The sequence below is a fragment of the Mesorhizobium sp. ISC15 genome, assembly GCF_037162615.1.
GTDB lineage: Bacteria > Pseudomonadota > Alphaproteobacteria > Rhizobiales > Rhizobiaceae > Mesorhizobium > Mesorhizobium mediterraneum.
The window spans coordinates 5,602,110-5,620,706 of sequence record NZ_JAVSPX010000001.1 but is presented as its reverse complement, the minus strand read 5'-3'; the positions used below and the strand labels follow the sequence as shown (position 1 = coordinate 5,620,706).

Genomic DNA, 18,597 nt, shown 5'->3' with positions numbered 1-18,597 from the left:
GCACCTACATTTTCGGGTCGAGCCAGTCGCGCACCGCGTCGCCCAGCATGTTGATGCCGAGCAGCGTGATCGAGATGCAGAGACCTGGCAGGATGATCAAATGCGGCGCCTGGCCGATATAGGGCCGTGCCGTCGACAGCATGTTGCCCCAGCTCGGCGCCGGAGGCGGGACGCCCAGTCCCAGAAAGCTCAGCGCGCTCTCCGACAGGATGATCCAGCCGAACATGGTGGTGGCGAGCACGATGATCGGGGCGACACAGTTGGGCAGCACGTGCCGCGCCATGGTGATGATCTCGCTGTTGCCCATCACGCGCGAGGCCTCGACATATTCCCGCTCGCGAATGGACATCACGGAAGCCCGCACCACGCGCACCACGATCGGCATATAGGCAAGGCCGAGCGCAAGGATGATGCCTTCGCGGCTGGCACCGATCACCGCCATCAGGCCAAGCGCCAGGAGCAGGCCTGGGAAGGCGAGGAAGGCATCGTTGACCATCATGATGATGCGATCGACCCAGCCCCGCAGGAAACCTGCGAGAACGCCGAACACGGTGCCGGTGATCAATGCGAATATAACAGTTGCAAAAGCGATCCAGGCGCTGGTACGCGCGCCGCTGGCGAGGCGGCTGAGCACGTCGCGTCCGAATTCGTCGGCGCCGAGCAGATGCAGAGACGAGGGCCCGCTGAGGCGCGACGGCAGATCGAGCTTGAGCGGATCGTAGGGAGCGATCCACGGACCGAACACGGCTAGAAGGATCAATGTTCCGGTGACGATGATCCCGAAGATCGCGTTGAATTTCAGACCGGGCCGGCCGAGAGCACGGGCGATCATGCGGTAACCCTCGGATCGAGCAGCGGATAGACGAGGTCGACGAGAAGATTGACCGCGACATAGATGAAGGCGACGAACAGCATCGTTCCCTGAACGACGGGATAGTCGCGGGCATAGATGGCGTCGACCAGCAGCCGGCCGAGGCCGGGAATGGTGAAGACGGTCTCGATGACGACGATGCTGGATAGCAGGCTGCCGAGCACGAGCCCGATCAGGGTCCAGGTGGGCGCGAAGGCATTCTTGAATGCGTGGCGCCACATCACCGCGCTTTCCGAAAGCCCCTTTGCCCGCGCATGGGTGATGTATTCCAGGCGCGCCACCTCGATCGTGCTGGCCCTGGCCATGCGCGCAATCGGGCCGGACTCGACGAGCACCAGGGTGACCACGGGCAGGATCACATACAGAGCGGCTTGCGCGAAGTCGCGGCTGAACGGCACATAGCCGACGATCGGCAACCAGCCGAGATAGAGGCCGAAGATCAGCATGAGCATCAGCCCCAGCCAGAAACTGGGGATCGAGAGCAGGATGGTCGAGGTGGCGACGACGGCGATATCGCGCAGACTGTCCTGCTTCCAGGCGGCCAGCATGCCGGCGGGCACGGCGATCGCCGAGGCGACAAGCACAGCAAGAAAAACGATGATCGAGGAGACGGCGAAACGGTCGAGGATCAGCGGCAGCACTTCTTGCCCGCTGCCGATCGAGCGCCCGAAATCGCCTGAAAGGACATTGCCGATCCAGATCAGATATTGCACCACCACGGGCTGGTCGAGCCCCATCTGATGCCGCATCGCCTCGACCTGTCCGGGCTGTGCGAGGTCTCCCAGCATCAAGGTCGCGGGATCGCCCGGGATGAAGCGCATCATCACGAAGACCGCAACCGACACCAGGATAAGTGTCGGTATGGCGCTGGCGATGCGGGTCAGGACAAAGCGGACCATCGTTTCTCCTGTGCTGATATCGAAGATGTCTCCCGTGCCGGCACTGCCTTCTCCGCCCTTGCGAGGACCGCATCGTCCATGGTGAGCTCGTAGCTGGTGAACTCGCGGTTTTCAGCCGGCATCGGAGCGATCTCCATGACGCCGGTGGCTGGTTCGAAGACGATCATCGCGACTGTCGCCGAGAGATTGCCACCTTCTTTCCTGACCACTGGACGGCACACGCTGAACGGCGAAGCGAAATCGTCGAACAGGGCTTCCTTCACATCGTCGATCGTGATGTCGCCATGCCGCGCCGACAAATGCCGGCGCACGCGATGGTCACGATAGAGACTGTCCGGCACATCGCGAAGTCCGGTCTCACGCAGCTTGGACAGCGCGACCGGGCTTTGCCAGTGATTGGCATGGACGATCATGTCCTTGTCCGGATAGATCGCAAACACCTCGTCCGGCGCGCATTCGAGATCGACCGTGAACCCCTCGGCGGTGCTCAGGATCATGTTGTTGGAGCCGGATTTCGGCGTCGTCGCCACCACCTTGATGGCGTGGGAGAAATGCTGCGCCTCGAGGGCCCGGCGGCGGATGAAGGGAAGCGGAATGCCGATCTCGCGATAGTCACGGTCGGATTCGAGATAGTTCGCGGTGATGCCGATGCCGGCCGCGTTGAAGCCGCTGCGCGCCAGTCCGCCGGCTTCGGTGAAGGTGAGGAGGTCCGGCCCGTCCGTTCGCCGGATGCGCAACACCACCGATGTCTCGGCGCATTCGGCCTTCCAGTCCCAGTTCTGGCCATGGATGAGCCTGCCGTTCCGGGTTGCTTCCGGCAGGATCGCCGCGCCCGTGCAACCGTCGGGCTCGTCGTCGGAAATGCCTTTCTCGCGCCGGGCAAGCTGCAGGATTTCGGTGCGCGCATTGACCAGGACGATCGAGGACAGATCGACATTGGCGCCTGACGCGATCCCTTCCATTTCCTCGACGAGGTCGGGCGCCCATTGCCGAAGGCGAGGCAGGAAGATGCCGGAGAACCGCCCGACATCGTCCCGCCTGAAGCCGAAACGGTCGAGCTGCGCAGCGTAGAGCGCCACCGAAGCGCCGATGCGCCCGCGCGCCTGTTCGCCGTAGGCCGTGCCGCGCGCTTTCGGCGCTCCTGCGATTTCGACAAGCGGAAATGGTGTGACTGTTGTCATCAAAAGGAAAGCCTCAAACTCGTATGAGTCCGGATAGTAATGCATTTTGATTGAATGAAAAGCAGAAAAATTCGATAGATTGCCAGTTCGAACTGCGTGGCGCATATCTATAATGCGAATGCCTGAGGAAGTGCATATGAACGAAACGATCATCGACCGGCAGCCACGCAGTGAGGCGGCCAGCCCGCTGCAGATAGATCTGGCGCGGCGGATCCTGGAGCGGATCAGGGATTCGGGCTGGACGGTTGGAACCCGCGTCTCGGTGCCGGACCTTGCCCGCACGTTCGGCGTTTCGCGTTCTCCCGTCAGCGCAGCGCTGGAACTGCTGGTCGCCCAGGGCATCTTAAGTCCCTTCGAGACGAGGGGGCTGCAACTGGCGCGCGATGTCGCCGATCTCGACCCGGAGGATATCCTGCCAAGTTCTCCGCTCGAGGAGCTTTACCGCAGGATGATGCGGGAACGCGCGCTCGACCAACTGCCCCAGGAGGTGTCCGAGGCGGAACTGATGCCGCGCTATCAGGCGTCGCGCGGCATCGTGCGCAAGCTTTTGCTTCGCTTTGCCGCCGAGGGGCTGGTGCAGCGCCTGCCGGGGCATGGCTGGCGTTTCGCCGACACACTTGTCGGCGAGGACGCCTACCGGGAAAGCTATGAATTCCGGATGGCTGTCGAATGCGCGGCGCTGCGGTCGCCCATGTTCAATGCAGACCCCCAGCAACTGGCGCCGGTCCGCCGCGCACACGAGCGCATCCTGGCGATCGTGTCGACGGGCAAGACGCTGATCGGCGGCGATGAATGGTTCCGGATCAACGCATCGTTTCACGAAGGACTTGCGGCCTGCTCCGGCAACCGGTTCCTGGCCGATGCGGTGCGTCAGCAGAACAATCTGCGCCGGTTGCAGGAATCGGCGGGTTTCGAGGAACTGCCGGCGGAACGCATCGAGCAGTCCTGCCGGGAACACCTCGCCATTCTCGATGCCGTCGAGGCGGGCGAGATCGAATGGGCCGAGGCGCTGCTGCGCCAGCATCTACGGCAGGCCTCCGAGTTCGCTGCGCCGCAGCGCTCGATCTGACGGGCAGCGATTCCGGCCGCTATTTGGGCTGGTCAGGTTCGAGCCTGATCAGTCCGTTCCACTGCTGCTGATCGTTCCTGGTGCGCTGTCAGCAAAGGTGTCTTTCATTGCGCGCAGGATAATGACGGCCGAGGCCGCGCCTGGGTCGATGTGCCCCAGGGACCGCTCCCCGAGCCGTGCCGCCCGGCCACGGGCAGCGACCATGGACCGTGTCGAATTCGCGCCGGCTTCCGCGGCCGCCAGGATGCCGTTCCACATCTCCCAGCTGCCGGCGGCGCGCGCCTGTGCGCTGACCGCAGCTTCGGTTGCTGGAATCCAGGCGTCGAGCATGGTCTTGTCGCCGCGCTGTCCCTTGCCGCGCTCCTGAATGCCGGTCGTCATGGCCTCGATGATCGCCGCCTGGCCTGAAGGTGAAAGGCGTTCGTCCTGTTTGAGGGCTTGCGCCGCTCTGCGGAACGCGGTCGCATAAAGCGGCCCGGTGGAAGCACCGACGGCATCGAGAAAGGCGGACGCGGCAGCCGTGAAAACCTCTGACGGCAGCATATGGTCGAGATCGAGCTTGGCCAGCTCAGCGTTCACAGCCATGAAGCCGAGAGACATGGTAATGCCATGGTCGGCATCGCCAATGGCGCCATCGAGATCCGAGAGATGGTCCTTTCCCGCCTCGATCGCGATGGATATGCGATAAAACATCCTGCTCAGGCATTGCGCCGCGTTTTCGGACATCATGTTCCTCCCGGTTCCAGCAGGATGCGGCCACAGGCGCGTATCCTGTATCCTCAGCCGACCCGCAGGACAGCGGTATCGCAAGGATGGTGCAATAGCTCCGTCAACTCATTGTCGAGGTGCAGGATCGATATGGACGCGCCGACCATGTCGAGCGAGGTGCAATAATGTCCCACCCAGTTCGCCTCTATCTTGATGTCCTTGGCGCTCAGCCGCTGCTCGACGCGCCTGAACAAAATGTAGAGTTCCATCAGCGGCGTTGCCCCGAATGAATTGATCAGCACCGCGACACGGTCGCCCGATGCCGGCTTCATTTCGGAAAAGATACGGTCCATCACCCGGTCGGTGATCTCGTCGGCGCTCATCATTTTTTCGCGGATGACGCCGCGTTCGCCGTGGATGCCCATGCCGATCTCAATGTCATCGGGACCGATCTCGAAATTGTGGCGGCGGGTCTGCGGGAGGGAGCAGGGTTCCAATGCGACGCCCATCGTGAATGTCCTCGAATTGGCCTTGCGTGTCGCCGCTTCGCAGGCATCGAGCGACAGGCCGCGATCGCAGGCGGCGCCGGCGATCTTGAACATGAAGAAGTTGCCGGCAACGCCGCGGCGGCCTTCCCTGTCCTCCAGCGGCGAAGAGGCGATATCGTCGGTCGTCACGACCGTTCGGACCTCGATGTTGTTTTCCGCCGCCATCTCGGCCGCCATCTCGAAGTTCATGACATCGCCGGCATAGTTGCCATAGACGAAGAGCACGCCTTGCCCGCCGGATGCCGCCCTGGCGCACTGAAAGATCGGGCCGGGAGGCGGCGATGAAAAGATATTGCCGACAGCCACGGCATCGGCGAGACCCTTGCCGACATAGCCGAGAAAGCAGGGCTCGTGCCCGGTGCCGCCGCCGATCACAAGCCCCACCTTGCCAGGTCGCGGCCCCGTGCGGGCGACGAGGGCGCGATGCGAGCCTTTGATCGGCTGGATATAGGCGCCATGCGCTTTCACCACGCCGTCAAGCATCTCCTCGACGACATCGTCAGGGTCGTTCAGGAACTTCTTGATGTGGGTTCGGAAGTTGCTGGGCAGGGCCACCGAGCTATCGATCTTCGGGCGTTGGGAAAGCTTTTGATCGAGCTCCGTCACGCCATCGGCATTCAGAATGCCGCGGCCCGTGGCAGCGTCGGTGATGAGCACGTTGACGTAGCCGCCGCGGAGCGCGGCAAGGATCGCCGGCACCTTGTCGAAACCACCGGCGACCGCGATCCGCAGGCCGATAGCCCTGAGCATGTCGAGCGATATTCCGATCGTCCGGTCGTCGAGCGGGCCGGCTACCGGGTTGCCCCGCCCGTCGATGAAGCGTCCGGCGAGGACGCCCACGGCATCTTTGGCGAGATATTGCTGCACCGAAACCGATTCGAAAAAACCGCTGGTGTGGATCGTTGAATTCGGACGCAGCGAGGCGATGCCGAATAGCGCTTTGTTGGCTTTAGAAAGCGCTGCGAACTGACTTTCGATCAGCGGCTCGCGCAGAAGAATGTCGCGGACTTCCGCATTGGAAACGATAGCCGGCGCGGTGATGTTGATCAGCTTGCCATTGACGGCATTGGCGATGGCGGCCGCGCAGAGTTCCGGAGTATAGGCAAAACTTGCTCGCGTGCCGCCAGTCGCCTGCACGACAGTGACGTCCTGAAGGCCGGGCACGGAGGCCTGCTCGCCAATCGCCAACACGGTTCGCCCCCAGGCAACGGCCACCGTGTCGCCGGATTTCAGAAGCTTGGTCAGAGCCTGCGCGGCCGCGGTGCCGAGACGATCGATCAGTGGACGCGCATTGTCGTCGCTCGGCACGACGAGGCAGTCATGCAGCCCGAAATGCCGTTTGAGCTCCTGTGCGATCGAGAGCGAACTCAGCCGTGATGGCTCGAGGGAAATGTTGACGATGCCGCGGGCGCGGGCATCGGCCAGGTAGCTGTTCACTGTCGCCCGCGAAATGCCCATGATTTCGGCGATATCGCCTTGCGTCATGTGGTCTTCGTAGTAAAGCCAACAGGCCCAGACATAGGGATCGTCACCATAGCGCAAGGGAATGGGTTCGGCGCCAGCCTCGGGTCCTGTCCGCACCGTTCCGTTCTTCCGCGTCGATGATGTCTTGACTGTCATGCTGCCTGGTTTCCCCGAATCCAGAATCGATCCTCAAGATGAGCGCAAACGGAAGAACTCACAATCTTGGTTCGATCAGGCGTTAACCTGGCTTCCGGCTGTAAAATCAGCCGGAGGCCAGCGCTCGGGAGGAGTGTAGTCGTAGCTCAATCGCTCGCAGTCGCAGACTGCTGCAGCTTCTCCTTGGCACCGAGCGCCAGGGCTTTCAGAATCAACGCACAGGATGTGGCGCCGGCGTCGAGCACGCCGAGCGAGCGTTCGCCCAGGCGGCTGGCGCGGCCAATCCTTGCAACCAGGTCCTTTGTGCCGTCACGGCCTTTTTCGGCTGCGACGACGAGCGCATCCAGAGCTTCCGGGAACGGCTTGCCGTCGGCGTTGGCGCCGTCGAACGCTTCGATCGCCGGCACGAGCGTGTCGAGAAGCGTCTTGTCGCCGACCTTGGCCGATCCGATCGCCTGGATGCCGTCGAGACCACTGGTGAGCATGGCACTGAAAGTCCGGGCATCGATGGATGAAGATTTCTCGATCGTTTCGGCGAATTGCGTGAACATGACGCCATAGAGCGGCCCCATGGAGCCGCCGATCTCGGTCATCAACACCGTGCCCAGCGTATCAAAGGCGGTGGCCAGCGACATGTCGTTGCCCCTGATCCGCTCCGCAGCCATGCCGAAGCCCTTGGCCATGTTGACGCCGTGATCGCCGTCACCGATCTTGCCGTCGATCTCGCTCAGATAGGCTCGGTTTTCGATGATCCGGTCGGCGATCGAAAGAACGATGTCGCCAGCGGAAGCGTTGTCAAACTGCTGCATTCGCCTGCTCCTAAAGCCTTGCGGGACAATCGACATCCACGTCCAGCAGCCTTTTCAGCTCGGCGTCGAGCGCCATGACCGTGAGTGTGGCGCCGACCATTTCCAGCGAGGTGAAGTAGTTGCCGATGTAGGTCTTGTAGATGGCTAACCCGCGTCCGGTGATTTCCTGCTCGATCGTATCGTGGAGGATGTAGAGTTCGTTGACCGGCGTTGCGCCGAGGCCGGACACAAGAACCGCAACTTCGGTTCCGGCGGCAAGATCGTGATCATCCAGCACGATCCTGACCATCTGCTGCGCTATTTCGACCGCGGACTTCAGCGGCTCGACCCTGACGCCCGGCTCACCATGATGACCGATGCCGACTTCCATCGTGCCCGGCTCAATCAGGAAGTTGGGATGCCCCACGGCAGGCAGCGTGCAAGGACCAAGGCCAACGCCGATGGAGCGGCAATTGTCGATCGCCCGCTGCGCCGTTGCCTGCACGTCCTCGAGGCTGGCACCTTGCTGGGCCTTGGCGCCGGCGCATTTCCACATGAAGATCTCGCCGGCGACGCCTCGGCGCTTCTCACGCTCATCCGGTCCGGCCGAGCATACATCGTCGTTGGCGACGACGGTTGCGATCGTAATGTCCTCCTTGGCCGCGAGCTTGACGGCCATCTTCACATTCATGTTGTCGCCGGCATAATTGCCGTAGAGGCAAACGACACCCTTGCCGCCATTCGCCTCCCTTGCGGCGTCAAGGAAGCTCTTTGCCGTCGGCGACGAGAAGAGCTCGCCGACCGCGACCGCGTCCAGCATGTTGCGGCCGGTGTAGCCGATGAAGGCAGGCTCATGGCCGGAGCCGCCACCGGTGATCACGCCGACCTTGCCGCTGACCGGCGCATGGCGGGCTGCGATGACGCGCGGGTTGCTGCCGAGCCTGACGATGTCGGCATGCGCCTTGACGAAGCCCTTGACGGTGTCTTCGACGACCTCGTCGGGATTGTTGATGAACCGCTGCATTGTTGCTCCAATCCTGCGCCGGTCAGACAATGGTGTAGCCGCCATCGACCAGAAGGTCGGCGCCATTGATCATGTCGGCGCCGTTCGATGCCAGGAACACCGCCGCGGCGGCTATCTCTTCCGGGAAGGCAAAGCGGCCGGTCGGAATGCGTTGCTTCAGCGCCTCCCCGCGCGGCCCGTCCCAGGCCTTTCTGCCGAGGTCGGTCAGCACCACCGTCGGCGAGATCGTGTTGACCGTGATGCCGTGCTTGCCCCATTCGGCGGCCAGTGTCTTGGACAGGCCGATGACGCCGAATTTCGAAGCGCAATAGGCGACGTGCTGGTCGATCGCGACAGTGCCGGCCTGCGAGGCCATGTTGATGATCTTGCCGCCCTTGCCGGCTTTGATCAGGACGCGTCCGGCGGCCTGGGAAACAAGGAACGTTCCCTTGAGATTGATATCGATGGTCCTGTCCCAGGCATCGAGGCTGAGGTCCTCGGCGGGAGCGAGCAGGGCGACGCCGGCGCTGTTGACGACGATGTCGATATGGCCGAAGGCGGCTTGCGCCGCAGCAAACACGGCTTCCACCGATTGCGGATCCGACACGTCGCAGACGAAGGATTTCGCGCCGTTGCCGAGTTCGTCGGCCTTCGCCTTGGCAACCGATTCATTGATATCGATCACCCCGACGACAGCGCCCTTCGCGGCAAACGCCGACGCTATGGCGCTGCCGATGCCGGAGGCGCCGCCGGTGACCAGAGCGACCTTGCCGCCCAGCGAAAAATTGAGATCAACCTGTATTGAATCCGTCATGGTGCTCTTCCCGGCTTGTTGGAAAGTGGGGCGGGCAAGAGAGCCCGCCCCACGGCTGGATTACTTGCGCGTCGCAAGCAGCTGGTCGACGTTTTCCGCCGTCACCGGCGTCCACGGCACATTGTAGATCTTCTCCTTGCCGTCGTTCCACGGCATGTCCTTGTAGGTTGCCCAGATGTCGGACTGCGGCTTGTAGTCCCCCTTCTTGGCAGCGAAGATGGCAAGGTCGAGCGCACCTTGAGCCTGGGCGCGCGCGTCCTGAAGGATCGAGGTCATTTCACCGGCCTTGACGGCGTGGAGCGCATCGGTAATGCCGTCGATGCCGGCAATGGCGAAGCTCTTCACGTCGAGGCCAGCGGCCTTGATCGCTTCGATGGCGCCAAGCGCCATTTCGTCATTCTGGCCAATCACGCCGTTGATCTGGTTCGGATGCGAGGTGAGCCAGTTTTCCATGAGCGTCTGGGCTTCGGCGCGCGACCAGTTTGCGGTCTGGTCTTCAAGGATCTTGACATCCGGGCACTCGGCAAGCGCTTTCTTGTTGCCTTCGAGACGGGAAATCTGCGCGGACTGGCCGACCGGTCCTTCGAGGATGACCACATTGCCCTTGCAACCGATCTTGTCGAGCACGGTCTTGGCTTCCATGTAGCCCGAGATCGTGTCGTCGGACCCGACATAGGAGGTCAACAGATCGGAATTGACGCGGGTGTTCGAACCGACAACCGGAATGCCAGCATCGGCTGCCGTTTGCACGGCTGCCGCGCCGGCGTCGACGTCGATCGGAGCGAAGATGATCGCATTGTACTGCTGGGTGACCATCGTCTTGAACTGGTCCTGCTGGACCAGGGCATCATAGCGGCCGTCGAAGACCGTCAGCTCAACTTCGCCGCTTTTGACGGCCGGGTGCTCCTGAAGCGCTGCCGACCAGATCTGCATGAACTCCGCATTCAATCCGTAAGGCGCTGCGCCGATCTTGATCTTCTCCTGCGCCATGGCCGACGAGGCCAGCAGCGCGGTCGCGGACGCGAGCGCTATCATCAATCTTTTCATTCCGTACCTCCACTTTAAGTGAGCGACCGACATGGTTCGCCTATCAACGGACACGCGCAGTGCAGGTCCGATTTCGCAAAGAGGCCTTTTGTCTGAGCATCGGATTTGGTCCGATGCTCTAAGCCCCGTAGTTTCTTTTCTGGTCAAGCATCACGGCGCCGACGATCAGGGCGCCCTTGAGAACTTGCTGGTAGTAGGATTGGATACCCATCAGATCGAGGCCGTTGTTCATGACGCCGATGATCAGCGCGCCGATCAACGTGCCCGTCACCCGGCCGATGCCCCCTGAAAGGCTGGTCCCGCCGATCACCACCGCCGCGATCGCATCCAACTCATAGGCAATGCCGGCCTGGGGAAGCGCGGAGCCGGTGCGGGCGCTGAGCAGCATCCCGGCGAGGCCGGCAAGGCCGCCGGATATGACATAGACGACGAACTGGATGCGGGTAACGTTGATGCCCGAGGTCCTGGCCGCGTGAGGGTTGCCGCCGACGGCATAGATGTAACGGCCGAAACGGGTCCGATTGAGGATCCACCAGGAGACCGCGAACACGACTGCGAGAACGACGACCGGTGCGGGTATGCCAAGGACGTTGCCTGTGCCGATCCAGCGGAATGCCGGTGTCAGCGCGGGAACCGGACGACCTCCGCCATAGATGAGGGTCAGTCCGCGCGCCGCCGACAGCATGCCTAGCGTCGCCACGAAGGCCGGCACCGAAAACCGCGACACGATCACGCCGGAAACGGCACCGCAGGCAATGCCGACCAGCAGGCCGATGCCGAGACCCAGGGCGACCGGATAGGGCGCGCCGGAAATCCCGGCGGTCGCGGAGGAGGTCACGAAGCTGGCGCTGACGATGCCGGCAAGCGCGACGACGGAGCCGACCGAGAGATCGATGCCGCGCGTCAGGATGACGAAGGTCATGCCGATGGCGAGGACACCGTTGATCGAGGTCTGCAGCAGCACGTTCGAGATGTTGCCGGCCGTCAGGAAGAACTCGTTGGAGACCGAGAGAACCGCCGCCAGGATCAGGAACGCGAGGAAGATCCCGTATTCCTGAATCAACAGCCGGCGCTGCTCCGAGCCGAGCCAGCCGCTCGCATTCCTGTTGTCGCTAACCGACATCACCGGCTCCTTTGCCGCTGAGCGAACACCCCTGTTCATGTTGAAAGGTGGACGAGTGATTGGGCATTCGTTTCCTCCCGGCTGTAGATTCCGGCACTTCTGCCGGCGCGCATCACCATGATCCGGTCCGCCATGCCGAGGACCTCGTCGATTTCGGACGAGATCATCACGACCGTGCCGCCGGCAGCGGCGAAATCGCTGATGATCCGGTAGATTTCACGCTTGGCGCCGACATCGACACCGCGGGTCGGCTCGTCCAGAAGCAGGACTTTCGGATTGCGAAGGAACCATTTGCCGAGCACCACCTTCTGCTGGTTGCCGCCCGAAAGGCCGGAAACCGGCATCGTGTCGCGGGCAGCCTTGATCTGGAACTGCTCGCGCATGTCGCGGCTTGCTTGCGCCTCCCGAGCCCGATCCATGGCGAAGCTGGGGCTCATTTCAGGCAGGCTCGCCATGCAGATGTTTGCGCGCACGCTGTCGGAGAGATTGAGACCGGTCAGCTTGCGGTCCTCGGTGACCAGAGCCAACCCATGCGCCATGGCATCCGCCGGCTTTGAAATGGTGACCTCGATACCGTCGACCTTGATGCTTCCCGTCGATGGCTTGTCGAGCCCGAAGAGGCAGTTGAAGATTTCTGTCCGCCCGGCTCCCATCAGGCCGTAGATGCCGAAGATTTCACCCTTTCGCACCGAAAACGAAATGTCCTCGATCTTGTTCGGGCAACTGAGCCCGGCAATTTCGATACCGGGTTCTTGCGTCGGCGTGCTGGTCTTGGCGAATTCCTCCGACAGCTCGCGGCCAACGATCATGCGAATGAGCTCGGGCCGATCGATGTCCGCAAGCGCGCCGCTGCCAACATAGGCGCCGTCGCGAAAGACCGTGTAGGAATCGGCGATCTGAAAGATCTCCGACAGACGGTGGGAAACATAGACGATGCCACGCCCTTGCGCCTGCAGGCGGCGGATCGCGGCAAACAGGTGCTGCGCCTCCCGCTCGCCGATCGCCGACGTCGGCTCATCCATGAAGATGACCTCGGCGTCGTGACTGAGCGCCTTGGCAATCTCGACGAGCTGCATCTGCGCAACCGAGAGGTTCATCATGTACTGTGTGGCCCGGATATCGAATTCCAGATCGTCCAGCAGCCTTTGCGCGGACCGGTTCATCGCACGGAAATCGATGCCTCCGAAGCGCGCCTTGGGCTCGCGGCCGAGATAGATATTCTCGACAACCGTCATGTGGGGAACAGGGCTGAGCTCCTGCTCGATAATGGCAATGCCCGACGCCAGCGCGTCGGCGGGGCTTGCGAATTCCACATCCTTGCCGCGGCGGCGGATCGAGCCGGCATCGCGGTTGAAGATACCCATCAATATCTTGAGAAAGGTCGACTTGCCGGCGCCGTTACCGCCGCACAGGGCATGGACCGTGCCGGCGCGAAGCTGGAGGCGGCCTTCGCGCAAGGCTGCAACGCCGCCAAAGGACTTTGCCAGCCCTTCCACCTCGAGCAAAAGCTCCACGTAGTCTTCCTCCCTTTGGGCATTCGGCAATCCTTTTTGGTGGGGAGCCGATCGACACGGGTAGCCTCCGCCGTGGTGCCAATGTGACAATAGTCAATATTTGTTCGACAAATGTCAAGTCGTGGATTCGGCTTGATCGTGGCGCTGGAAATCAGGGTCGAAGCGGCCGCAACATCGCACTTGCCGGGTAGGTGCCGAGACGACGGCGACCGCAACGCGCATGCCGGCCGTTCGGCCACGCAGTGCGCCGACATCTTCTGCGGCATCCATAAGGAGTCGGGCGATCTCGAATGAGTGTTTTCCCCGATCGCTTCACGCTAGATCCGATCCGTCAAATGCCGGGATCGGACGCTTTGGGGCCAATTTTCAGTGGCGCGTCGTTTTCATCCGGATTGGGGACGGGGGCTTCGTCGGGAAGTCTGTCCGGATCCGGCTCACGCACCGGCTTCGGCTCGGGAAACGGCGGTGGCGTGGGCGCCGGAGTGGGCGTTGGTTCGGGAGTGGGAAGAATGGCCATGGTGTGATTTCCTTCCGCTCGCTGCATTCTGCCTTGGCGGGTCATCGACGTCGGGTGGGATTTCTGACGCCACCCGTCGACCGGTTTCGCTCTACGGGCTGATGCACGCTGAACGACCACGCGTGCCTATGGTTCCGATACGAGCCTCCGACGATCCCGCAGGCATCAGGCGCCCGTGGCAGGACGGCGCCGTCAGAAAATTGATCGAATGGTCCCCGCATGAGGGCCTTGTCGGCGTCGTGGAGCGCCATAATTTCCATTTCAGGGTGGGACAAACTCACCTGCTGAATAGGAGGCGGTCGTGAAGCACCAAACACTTGACCAACTGCATGCCGTTGCCGACGTTCACGCTGAAGCAACAGACCTCGTGGCGACTCGAAGCCAGCGTCTCGAACGTTGGGCGAAACTGCTGGAGCAAAATCCCGATCGGCGTCTCGAAGCGCTGACGGGCACCGAATACAAATCCCCTGAGATACGCGAAAAAATGCGCTACAACGACTCGCCTCTCACCGTTGCCTTCGAGGATCCGATTTTTCGCGCACAAGGCTTGAGAGATGACACCTATGGCGAAGCCAGGCGCTTCTTCGAGCTGACCGACTGGCAGTTGCACGAAATCGTCTGCCATTGCCATGTCGGCGCCACGATACGAGCGCGGTGGGCTGCCTCTCGCGTCCGTGCGGCAATGTCGGAGAGGTTCGGTTTCTTTGCCTGGCTGCGCGGCACATTCATGCATTGAAGCATCGGCATTGACGCTACAGGTCGGCATGTTCGGATGATGGAGGCGGCGAAGTGATTTTCACGCCTCCAATGGTCGTTGATGACGGATGCCGTTCGGCGGCGATCCGCCATCGGCGAGACTTGGATACCATCCGCATGGGCGGGATTCAGTCGGCGGGCGCGGTGTAGCGGCGATGGACCGCTTCCGCGATGGCGGCGCGGCTTCTATGCGGATCGAGACTATCGTCATCCTCGATGATAGCCGCTTCCTCCGCAAGTTCCATGTCCTTGACCTGGTTGCGGAACCAGGCCGAATAGTCGCCCGCGCGCAAGTGATGCTCCCAGGTGCGGTCGTCGATCCCCTCGGCGAGATGGAGGAACATCATGAGATTTTGCGCTTTCAGGTTGAGCGTGCCGTCAGCGCCGCGGAAATAGAAGCTGTTGTCGCCAAGATCGCCTTCGGCATATTTGCGTATATGGCGCTTGCGTTCCTGCCGGGGACGTTCGACCGAGATCGACCTCGCGGGATCGGCTGTCGACCGGTTCCAATACAAAACCTTGTTTTCCGGCGGCGGCACGACGCCCTCCGGCACGTCCTCGCCAATTGCGGCACAGAAGCTTTCGACGACCTTGTCGGCTTCCGGGCCAAGAGCCAGCACCGTGTCGACACCTGTCAGCACGTCGCGCGAAACCAGATCGGGATGGACTGTGACCAGAATGGTCGCCGAAAGGCTTTTTGGAAGCGCAAAGGATGTGCCGTCGCGCGCGTGCGGCAACAGGTGGTGTGCCTCGTCGATGATCAGCCAGTGCGGGCGTCCGGTGCGGGCGCGAAGCGCGGCAAGCTCCGGCAGCAGCTTGGCGAAGGCGTTTGGCCGCTCCCCGGTCTTGATCCCGAGCATGTTGACGGCGACATTGTTGGACGGCTTGGACAAAAGGTCGAAGATTTCGCGTGAGCTCGGCGGGCTTTTGGCGTCGCCAACCACCAGCACGTCCTCCAGTTCCTCGTAGTCGCCTTCCGGGTCGAGCACGCAAAACTGGAAGCCTCGCTCGACGAAGCGTTCGGTCAGGGCGGTGGCGAGGGTGGATTTTCCGATCCCGGACGTGCCGGCCAGCAGGACGCTGCCGCCGCGTGGTGAAAGGTGCATCACTGCGCCCGATCCGTCGTCCGCGCCAATCTCGATGCGTTGCCGCGCTGTGTCCAGCGAGGCGGCGTCATGCGAGATGAGGCCCTCGATCAACTCCCTCACGCCCGCGCCGCGGGCACCATTCGTCACGTGGCCCGCCGTCTCCCTTACCTTCGGCAGGGCATTGGCAACTGCAACACCGAAGCCGACGGCGCGCAGAAAGGCGTGATCGTTCTCCGCATCGCCGATGCCGACGACATTGTGGGCGGACAATTCCAGATCCTCGAGGGCAGCGGCAAGACCGGTCGCCTTGTTGACCCCGCTCGGCAGCACCATGACGGCGCCCTTGTTGAAGATTATCTCCAGCTCCAAGCCAAGGTCCTTGATCACTTCCAGCACGATGGTCTCGTTGGGCTCCCTGGTGGCGACGACGGAACGTCCCATCGACAGGGGCGCGATCTTGCGCATCATCAGCCTGTCGACGAATTCCGCCGGAGGGGCAGGCGCAAGGATGCGCTCCTTCTTCGAAGCCGGCGTGTAGACGAGCGCGCCGTTTTCGGCGACGACCTTGTCGAAAATGCCAAGCTCCGGGAAAACGCTTTCGAGGTCGGCAAGCTCGCGACCGGTCACCATTATCAACTTGCGGCCGGTTTCCTTCAGCCGCTCGAGAGCAGCACGGGTCGCATCGGAAACGATCCCGTTTTCCGCGAGTGTGCCGTCGTAGTCAGTGGCTAGCGCAAGGGCATACATCGAGCCATTGTCGGCAGCCCGAAAGCCGACCCGAGATGCTTTCTCGCCGAACTGAGCGGAAAGGCATCTGTTTCGGTGACTTCCATTGGCCGAATCCCGTCATCGTTTGTCATGGCCGCCCGCAATCATGGCTGATTGGTCCCAACGGCGCTGGCTGTCGATTGTTCCCAGCGGCGCAAGGCAAGAATCGCGGAGGCCTGGCTTTTTGGTTGAGCATTGGGTTTTCCCAAAGCTGGTACCCACTTTCTAGCCGATGATCCTGAATCCGTTCGGCTCCTGACCGGGATCGACGTCTTGGGATGTCACGCCGGAAACCGACGCTCCGGTCGGCCCTTTCCACAACCGGTTCATCATCGTCGAAACCGCGCCTTCGGCCCCGACGATCAGTGCCGTTACGGATCCGTCATCTTCGTTGCGAACCCATCCGGACAGACCGAGCCTCTCGGCCTCGGTCCGTGTCCACACGCGAAACGAGACGCCTTGCACCCTTCCACTGAGCCTGACGCGTACCGCTTTGCGCCCATCCTCCATCATGATCACCTCCGTGCCAGTGGTTTTCTCATATCTTCAACTCCCCGGCGGCGGAAAAGGCTCCGCCTTCGCATTTCCAAGGGCTTCGGCCGGCCGCCAGACGTCGGTCCGCATGATATCGGCAACGGAACCTTGCGGCGGCGGCTTTGTTAAGGACGGACAGCTGCAGGTTGCTGGGCTTCGGAGCCACGATTTCATGACCAACGATTCTCCAACGGGAGGCGCCATCCCGGCATCCGTTCCGACGATCGATCCAAAAGCCGCGCCGACCCTTCAGCACGCGGAGGCCGAGGTCTTCTACACAGAGGCGATCCGCGAACTCGCCGCGACGGACATCCCGTTTCTTGTTGCCGGCACTTACGCGGTGAGCGCCTATACGGGCGTCACGCGCCAGACGAAGGATCTCGACATTTTCTGCAAGGCCGGCGACTACGCGCGCATTCTCGCCCATTTCAAGCAGGCCGGCTATGCGGTCGAGATCGTGGACGACCGATGGCTTGGAAAGGTCTTCAAAAGCACGCATTTTTTTGACGTCATATTCGCATCGGCGAACGGCACCATGCCGGTCGGCGACCAGTGGCTGGAGCATGCACGGCAAATCGAGCTGCTGGGCAGTCAGGTGCGGATCGTAGGTCCGACCGAGCTTATCTGGTCCAAGTGCTTCATCCAGGACAGAGGCCGCCACGACGGCGCCGACGTCGCTCATACCATCCTCAAGGCGCAGGATCAGATCGATTGGCACCGGCTGCTTTCCTATCTGGAGGTTCACTGGGAGGTGCTGCTGATGCAGCTTCTGAATTTCCGATGGATCTATCCGAGCGAGCGCGATCATATCCCGGCCTGGCTGCTCGACGAATTGCTTGACCGGCTCGCCAAGCAGAGGGAGTTGCCTACTCCCCGAATGAAAATCTGCCGCGGACGCCTGCTTTCGCCGACCGACTACGAGATCGACGTGAAGGAATGGGGCTTTGCCGGCGTCGGTGGAACAGGAGAATTTCGTGATGGCTGAGAAGGGCACAACCGCCACGGCAAGAGTTGGGAACGGCGGCACCGTCAGGATTGCGGCTGTCGGCGACCTGCATGTGCGTGAAGACGGCCAGGCCTCCTGCCGTGATCTCTTCGGCGAGGTCTCGCGCGAAGCGGACGTCCTCGTTCTCACTGGCGACCTCACCAATCTCGGCAAGCCCCGAGAGGCCGAAATCCTTGCGGAGGATTTGCGCGCCTGCGCAATCCCGGTCGTCGCCGTGCTCGGCAACCATGACTATGAATCCGGCGCGGTCGAAGACGTCGCCCACATCCTTCGGCAGGCAGGCGTCCATCTTCTTGACGGCCAGACGACGGAAATCAAGGAGGTCGGCTTTGTCGGCGTGAAGGGTTTCATTGGCGGTTTTGGGTCACGCATGCTCGGCTCGTTCGGTGAGCCGGCGATCAAGGCGATGGTTGCTGAAAGCGTCAGCGAGTCGATGCGGCTCGAAAACGCAATGCGGCAGGTTCGCACCGAACGCACGCTCGTCGTCCTGCACTACGCTCCGGTCATCGAGACGGTCGCTGGCGAGCCGTTGGAGATTTTTCCGTTCCTGGGCTCGTCGCGCCTGGCGGAGACGATCGATCGGTTCAAGGTCACCGCCGTGGTGCATGGCCACGCGCATCGCGGCGTCTATGAAGGCCGCACACCCGGTGGTGCCCCGGTATATAACGTCGCCATGCACGTGGCGAAGCCGACCGGCCGTCCTTACGCCTTGCTCGAAATCTGAAACTCCCTGCGCGTCGTTA

Annotated in this window: 19 protein-coding genes; 5 read left to right on the top strand and 14 right to left on the bottom strand. The window is 62.2% G+C overall.

The genetic code is table 11. The features are described 5' to 3' along the window. Window positions 1-4: 4 nt before the first annotated feature. From RPG13_RS27140 to RPG13_RS27130, 3 genes are read right to left on the bottom strand one after another with little or no spacing between them, the layout of a single operon-like run. Window positions 5-832 carry an ABC transporter permease gene (locus RPG13_RS27140; protein ID WP_127205004.1) on the bottom strand — a complete coding sequence of 276 codons (828 nt, stop codon included), beginning with the start codon at window positions 830-832 and terminating at the stop codon, window positions 5-7. After that, window positions 829-1,770, bottom strand: a complete 942-nt coding sequence (locus RPG13_RS27135) for an ABC transporter permease (protein ID WP_095489116.1) — start codon at window positions 1,768-1,770, stop codon at window positions 829-831. Before RPG13_RS27135 ends, RPG13_RS27140 begins: the two co-directional genes overlap by 4 nt. Further along, complete coding sequence (locus tag RPG13_RS27130; RefSeq protein ID WP_292220278.1) at window positions 1,752-2,951, bottom strand: C45 family autoproteolytic acyltransferase/hydolase; 1,200 nt, start codon at window positions 2,949-2,951, stop codon at window positions 1,752-1,754. The genes RPG13_RS27135 and RPG13_RS27130 overlap by 19 nt, the downstream gene beginning before the upstream one ends. A 136-nt stretch (window positions 2,952-3,087) precedes the next feature. On the opposite strand from RPG13_RS27130, the gene RPG13_RS27125 reads away from it, so the two are divergent. Next, window positions 3,088-4,020, top strand: a complete 933-nt coding sequence (locus RPG13_RS27125; protein WP_185928286.1) for a GntR family transcriptional regulator — start codon at window positions 3,088-3,090, stop codon at window positions 4,018-4,020. A gap of 48 nt (window positions 4,021-4,068) precedes the next feature. Here the strand turns inward: RPG13_RS27125 and dhaL (RPG13_RS27120) are convergent, their stop codons facing one another. The 8 genes from dhaL (RPG13_RS27120) to RPG13_RS27085 all read right to left on the bottom strand — a co-directional run bounded on the left by dhaL (RPG13_RS27120) (window position 4,069) and on the right by RPG13_RS27085 (window position 13,185). Next, window positions 4,069-4,746 (bottom strand): dihydroxyacetone kinase subunit DhaL, encoded by a 678-nt coding sequence (gene dhaL, locus RPG13_RS27120; protein ID WP_337126435.1) that lies wholly within the window; start codon window positions 4,744-4,746, stop codon window positions 4,069-4,071. A 53-nt stretch (window positions 4,747-4,799) separates the two neighbouring features. Further along, window positions 4,800-6,896 (bottom strand): bifunctional sugar-binding transcriptional regulator/dihydroxyacetone kinase subunit DhaK, encoded by a 2,097-nt coding sequence (locus RPG13_RS27115; protein ID WP_337126434.1) that lies wholly within the window; start codon window positions 6,894-6,896, stop codon window positions 4,800-4,802. 146 nt (window positions 6,897-7,042) lie between these two features. Then, complete coding sequence (gene dhaL, locus RPG13_RS27110) at window positions 7,043-7,705, bottom strand: dihydroxyacetone kinase subunit DhaL (protein ID WP_095489119.1); 663 nt, start codon at window positions 7,703-7,705, stop codon at window positions 7,043-7,045. Between the two features lie 10 nt (window positions 7,706-7,715). Further along, entirely contained in the window at window positions 7,716-8,708 is a 993-nt protein-coding gene (locus RPG13_RS27105; protein WP_095489120.1) for a dihydroxyacetone kinase subunit DhaK, read from the bottom strand. Window positions 8,709-8,730: 22 nt separating this feature from the next. Continuing rightward, window positions 8,731-9,501, bottom strand: a complete 771-nt coding sequence (locus RPG13_RS27100) for an SDR family oxidoreductase (protein ID WP_337126433.1) — start codon at window positions 9,499-9,501, stop codon at window positions 8,731-8,733. 60 nt (window positions 9,502-9,561) lie between these two features. After that, window positions 9,562-10,548 carry a substrate-binding domain-containing protein gene (locus RPG13_RS27095; protein ID WP_127293101.1) on the bottom strand — a complete coding sequence of 329 codons (987 nt, stop codon included), beginning with the start codon at window positions 10,546-10,548 and terminating at the stop codon, window positions 9,562-9,564. A gap of 118 nt (window positions 10,549-10,666) precedes the next feature. Continuing rightward, window positions 10,667-11,671, bottom strand: coding sequence for an ABC transporter permease (locus RPG13_RS27090; RefSeq protein WP_095489258.1), 1,005 nt, complete (start codon window positions 11,669-11,671; stop codon window positions 10,667-10,669). 35 nt (window positions 11,672-11,706) lie between these two features. Beyond that, on the bottom strand, window positions 11,707-13,185 hold the full coding sequence (locus tag RPG13_RS27085) for a sugar ABC transporter ATP-binding protein (RefSeq protein ID WP_337126432.1): 1,479 nt from the start codon (window positions 13,183-13,185) through the stop codon (window positions 11,707-11,709). Window positions 13,186-13,317: 132 nt separating this feature from the next. Here RPG13_RS27085 and RPG13_RS27080 point away from each other — a divergent pair, with 132 nt between their 5' ends. Then, window positions 13,318-13,479 (top strand): hypothetical protein, encoded by a 162-nt coding sequence (locus RPG13_RS27080; RefSeq protein WP_158302706.1) that lies wholly within the window; start codon window positions 13,318-13,320, stop codon window positions 13,477-13,479. A 37-nt stretch (window positions 13,480-13,516) separates the two neighbouring features. On the opposite strand, the gene RPG13_RS27075 is transcribed toward RPG13_RS27080, so the two are convergent. Beyond that, complete coding sequence (locus RPG13_RS27075) at window positions 13,517-13,702, bottom strand: hypothetical protein (protein ID WP_095489125.1); 186 nt, start codon at window positions 13,700-13,702, stop codon at window positions 13,517-13,519. 301 nt (window positions 13,703-14,003) lie between these two features. Between RPG13_RS27075 and RPG13_RS27070 the strand changes: the two genes are divergently transcribed. Then, window positions 14,004-14,438: a hypothetical protein gene (locus tag RPG13_RS27070; protein ID WP_095489126.1), complete on the top strand. Its 435-nt coding sequence runs from the start codon at window positions 14,004-14,006 to the stop codon at window positions 14,436-14,438. A 148-nt stretch (window positions 14,439-14,586) separates the two neighbouring features. Here the strand turns inward: RPG13_RS27070 and RPG13_RS27065 are convergent, their stop codons facing one another. Together RPG13_RS27065 and RPG13_RS27060 are read right to left on the bottom strand one after the other, a co-directional pair. After that, on the bottom strand, window positions 14,587-16,293 hold the full coding sequence (locus RPG13_RS27065; protein ID WP_337126431.1) for an HAD-IIB family hydrolase: 1,707 nt from the start codon (window positions 16,291-16,293) through the stop codon (window positions 14,587-14,589). A gap of 246 nt (window positions 16,294-16,539) precedes the next feature. Beyond that, window positions 16,540-16,824: an acylphosphatase gene (locus tag RPG13_RS27060; protein WP_095489128.1), complete on the bottom strand. Its 285-nt coding sequence runs from the start codon at window positions 16,822-16,824 to the stop codon at window positions 16,540-16,542. Window positions 16,825-17,020: 196 nt separating this feature from the next. Between RPG13_RS27060 and RPG13_RS27055 the strand changes: the two genes are divergently transcribed. Together RPG13_RS27055 and RPG13_RS27050 are read left to right on the top strand one after the other, a co-directional pair. Further along, window positions 17,021-17,833 (top strand): hypothetical protein, encoded by an 813-nt coding sequence (locus RPG13_RS27055; protein ID WP_095489259.1) that lies wholly within the window; start codon window positions 17,021-17,023, stop codon window positions 17,831-17,833. Next, window positions 17,826-18,578: a metallophosphoesterase family protein gene (locus RPG13_RS27050; RefSeq protein WP_095489129.1), complete on the top strand. Its 753-nt coding sequence runs from the start codon at window positions 17,826-17,828 to the stop codon at window positions 18,576-18,578. Before RPG13_RS27055 ends, RPG13_RS27050 begins: the two co-directional genes overlap by 8 nt. Window positions 18,579-18,597: the final 19 nt, after the last annotated feature.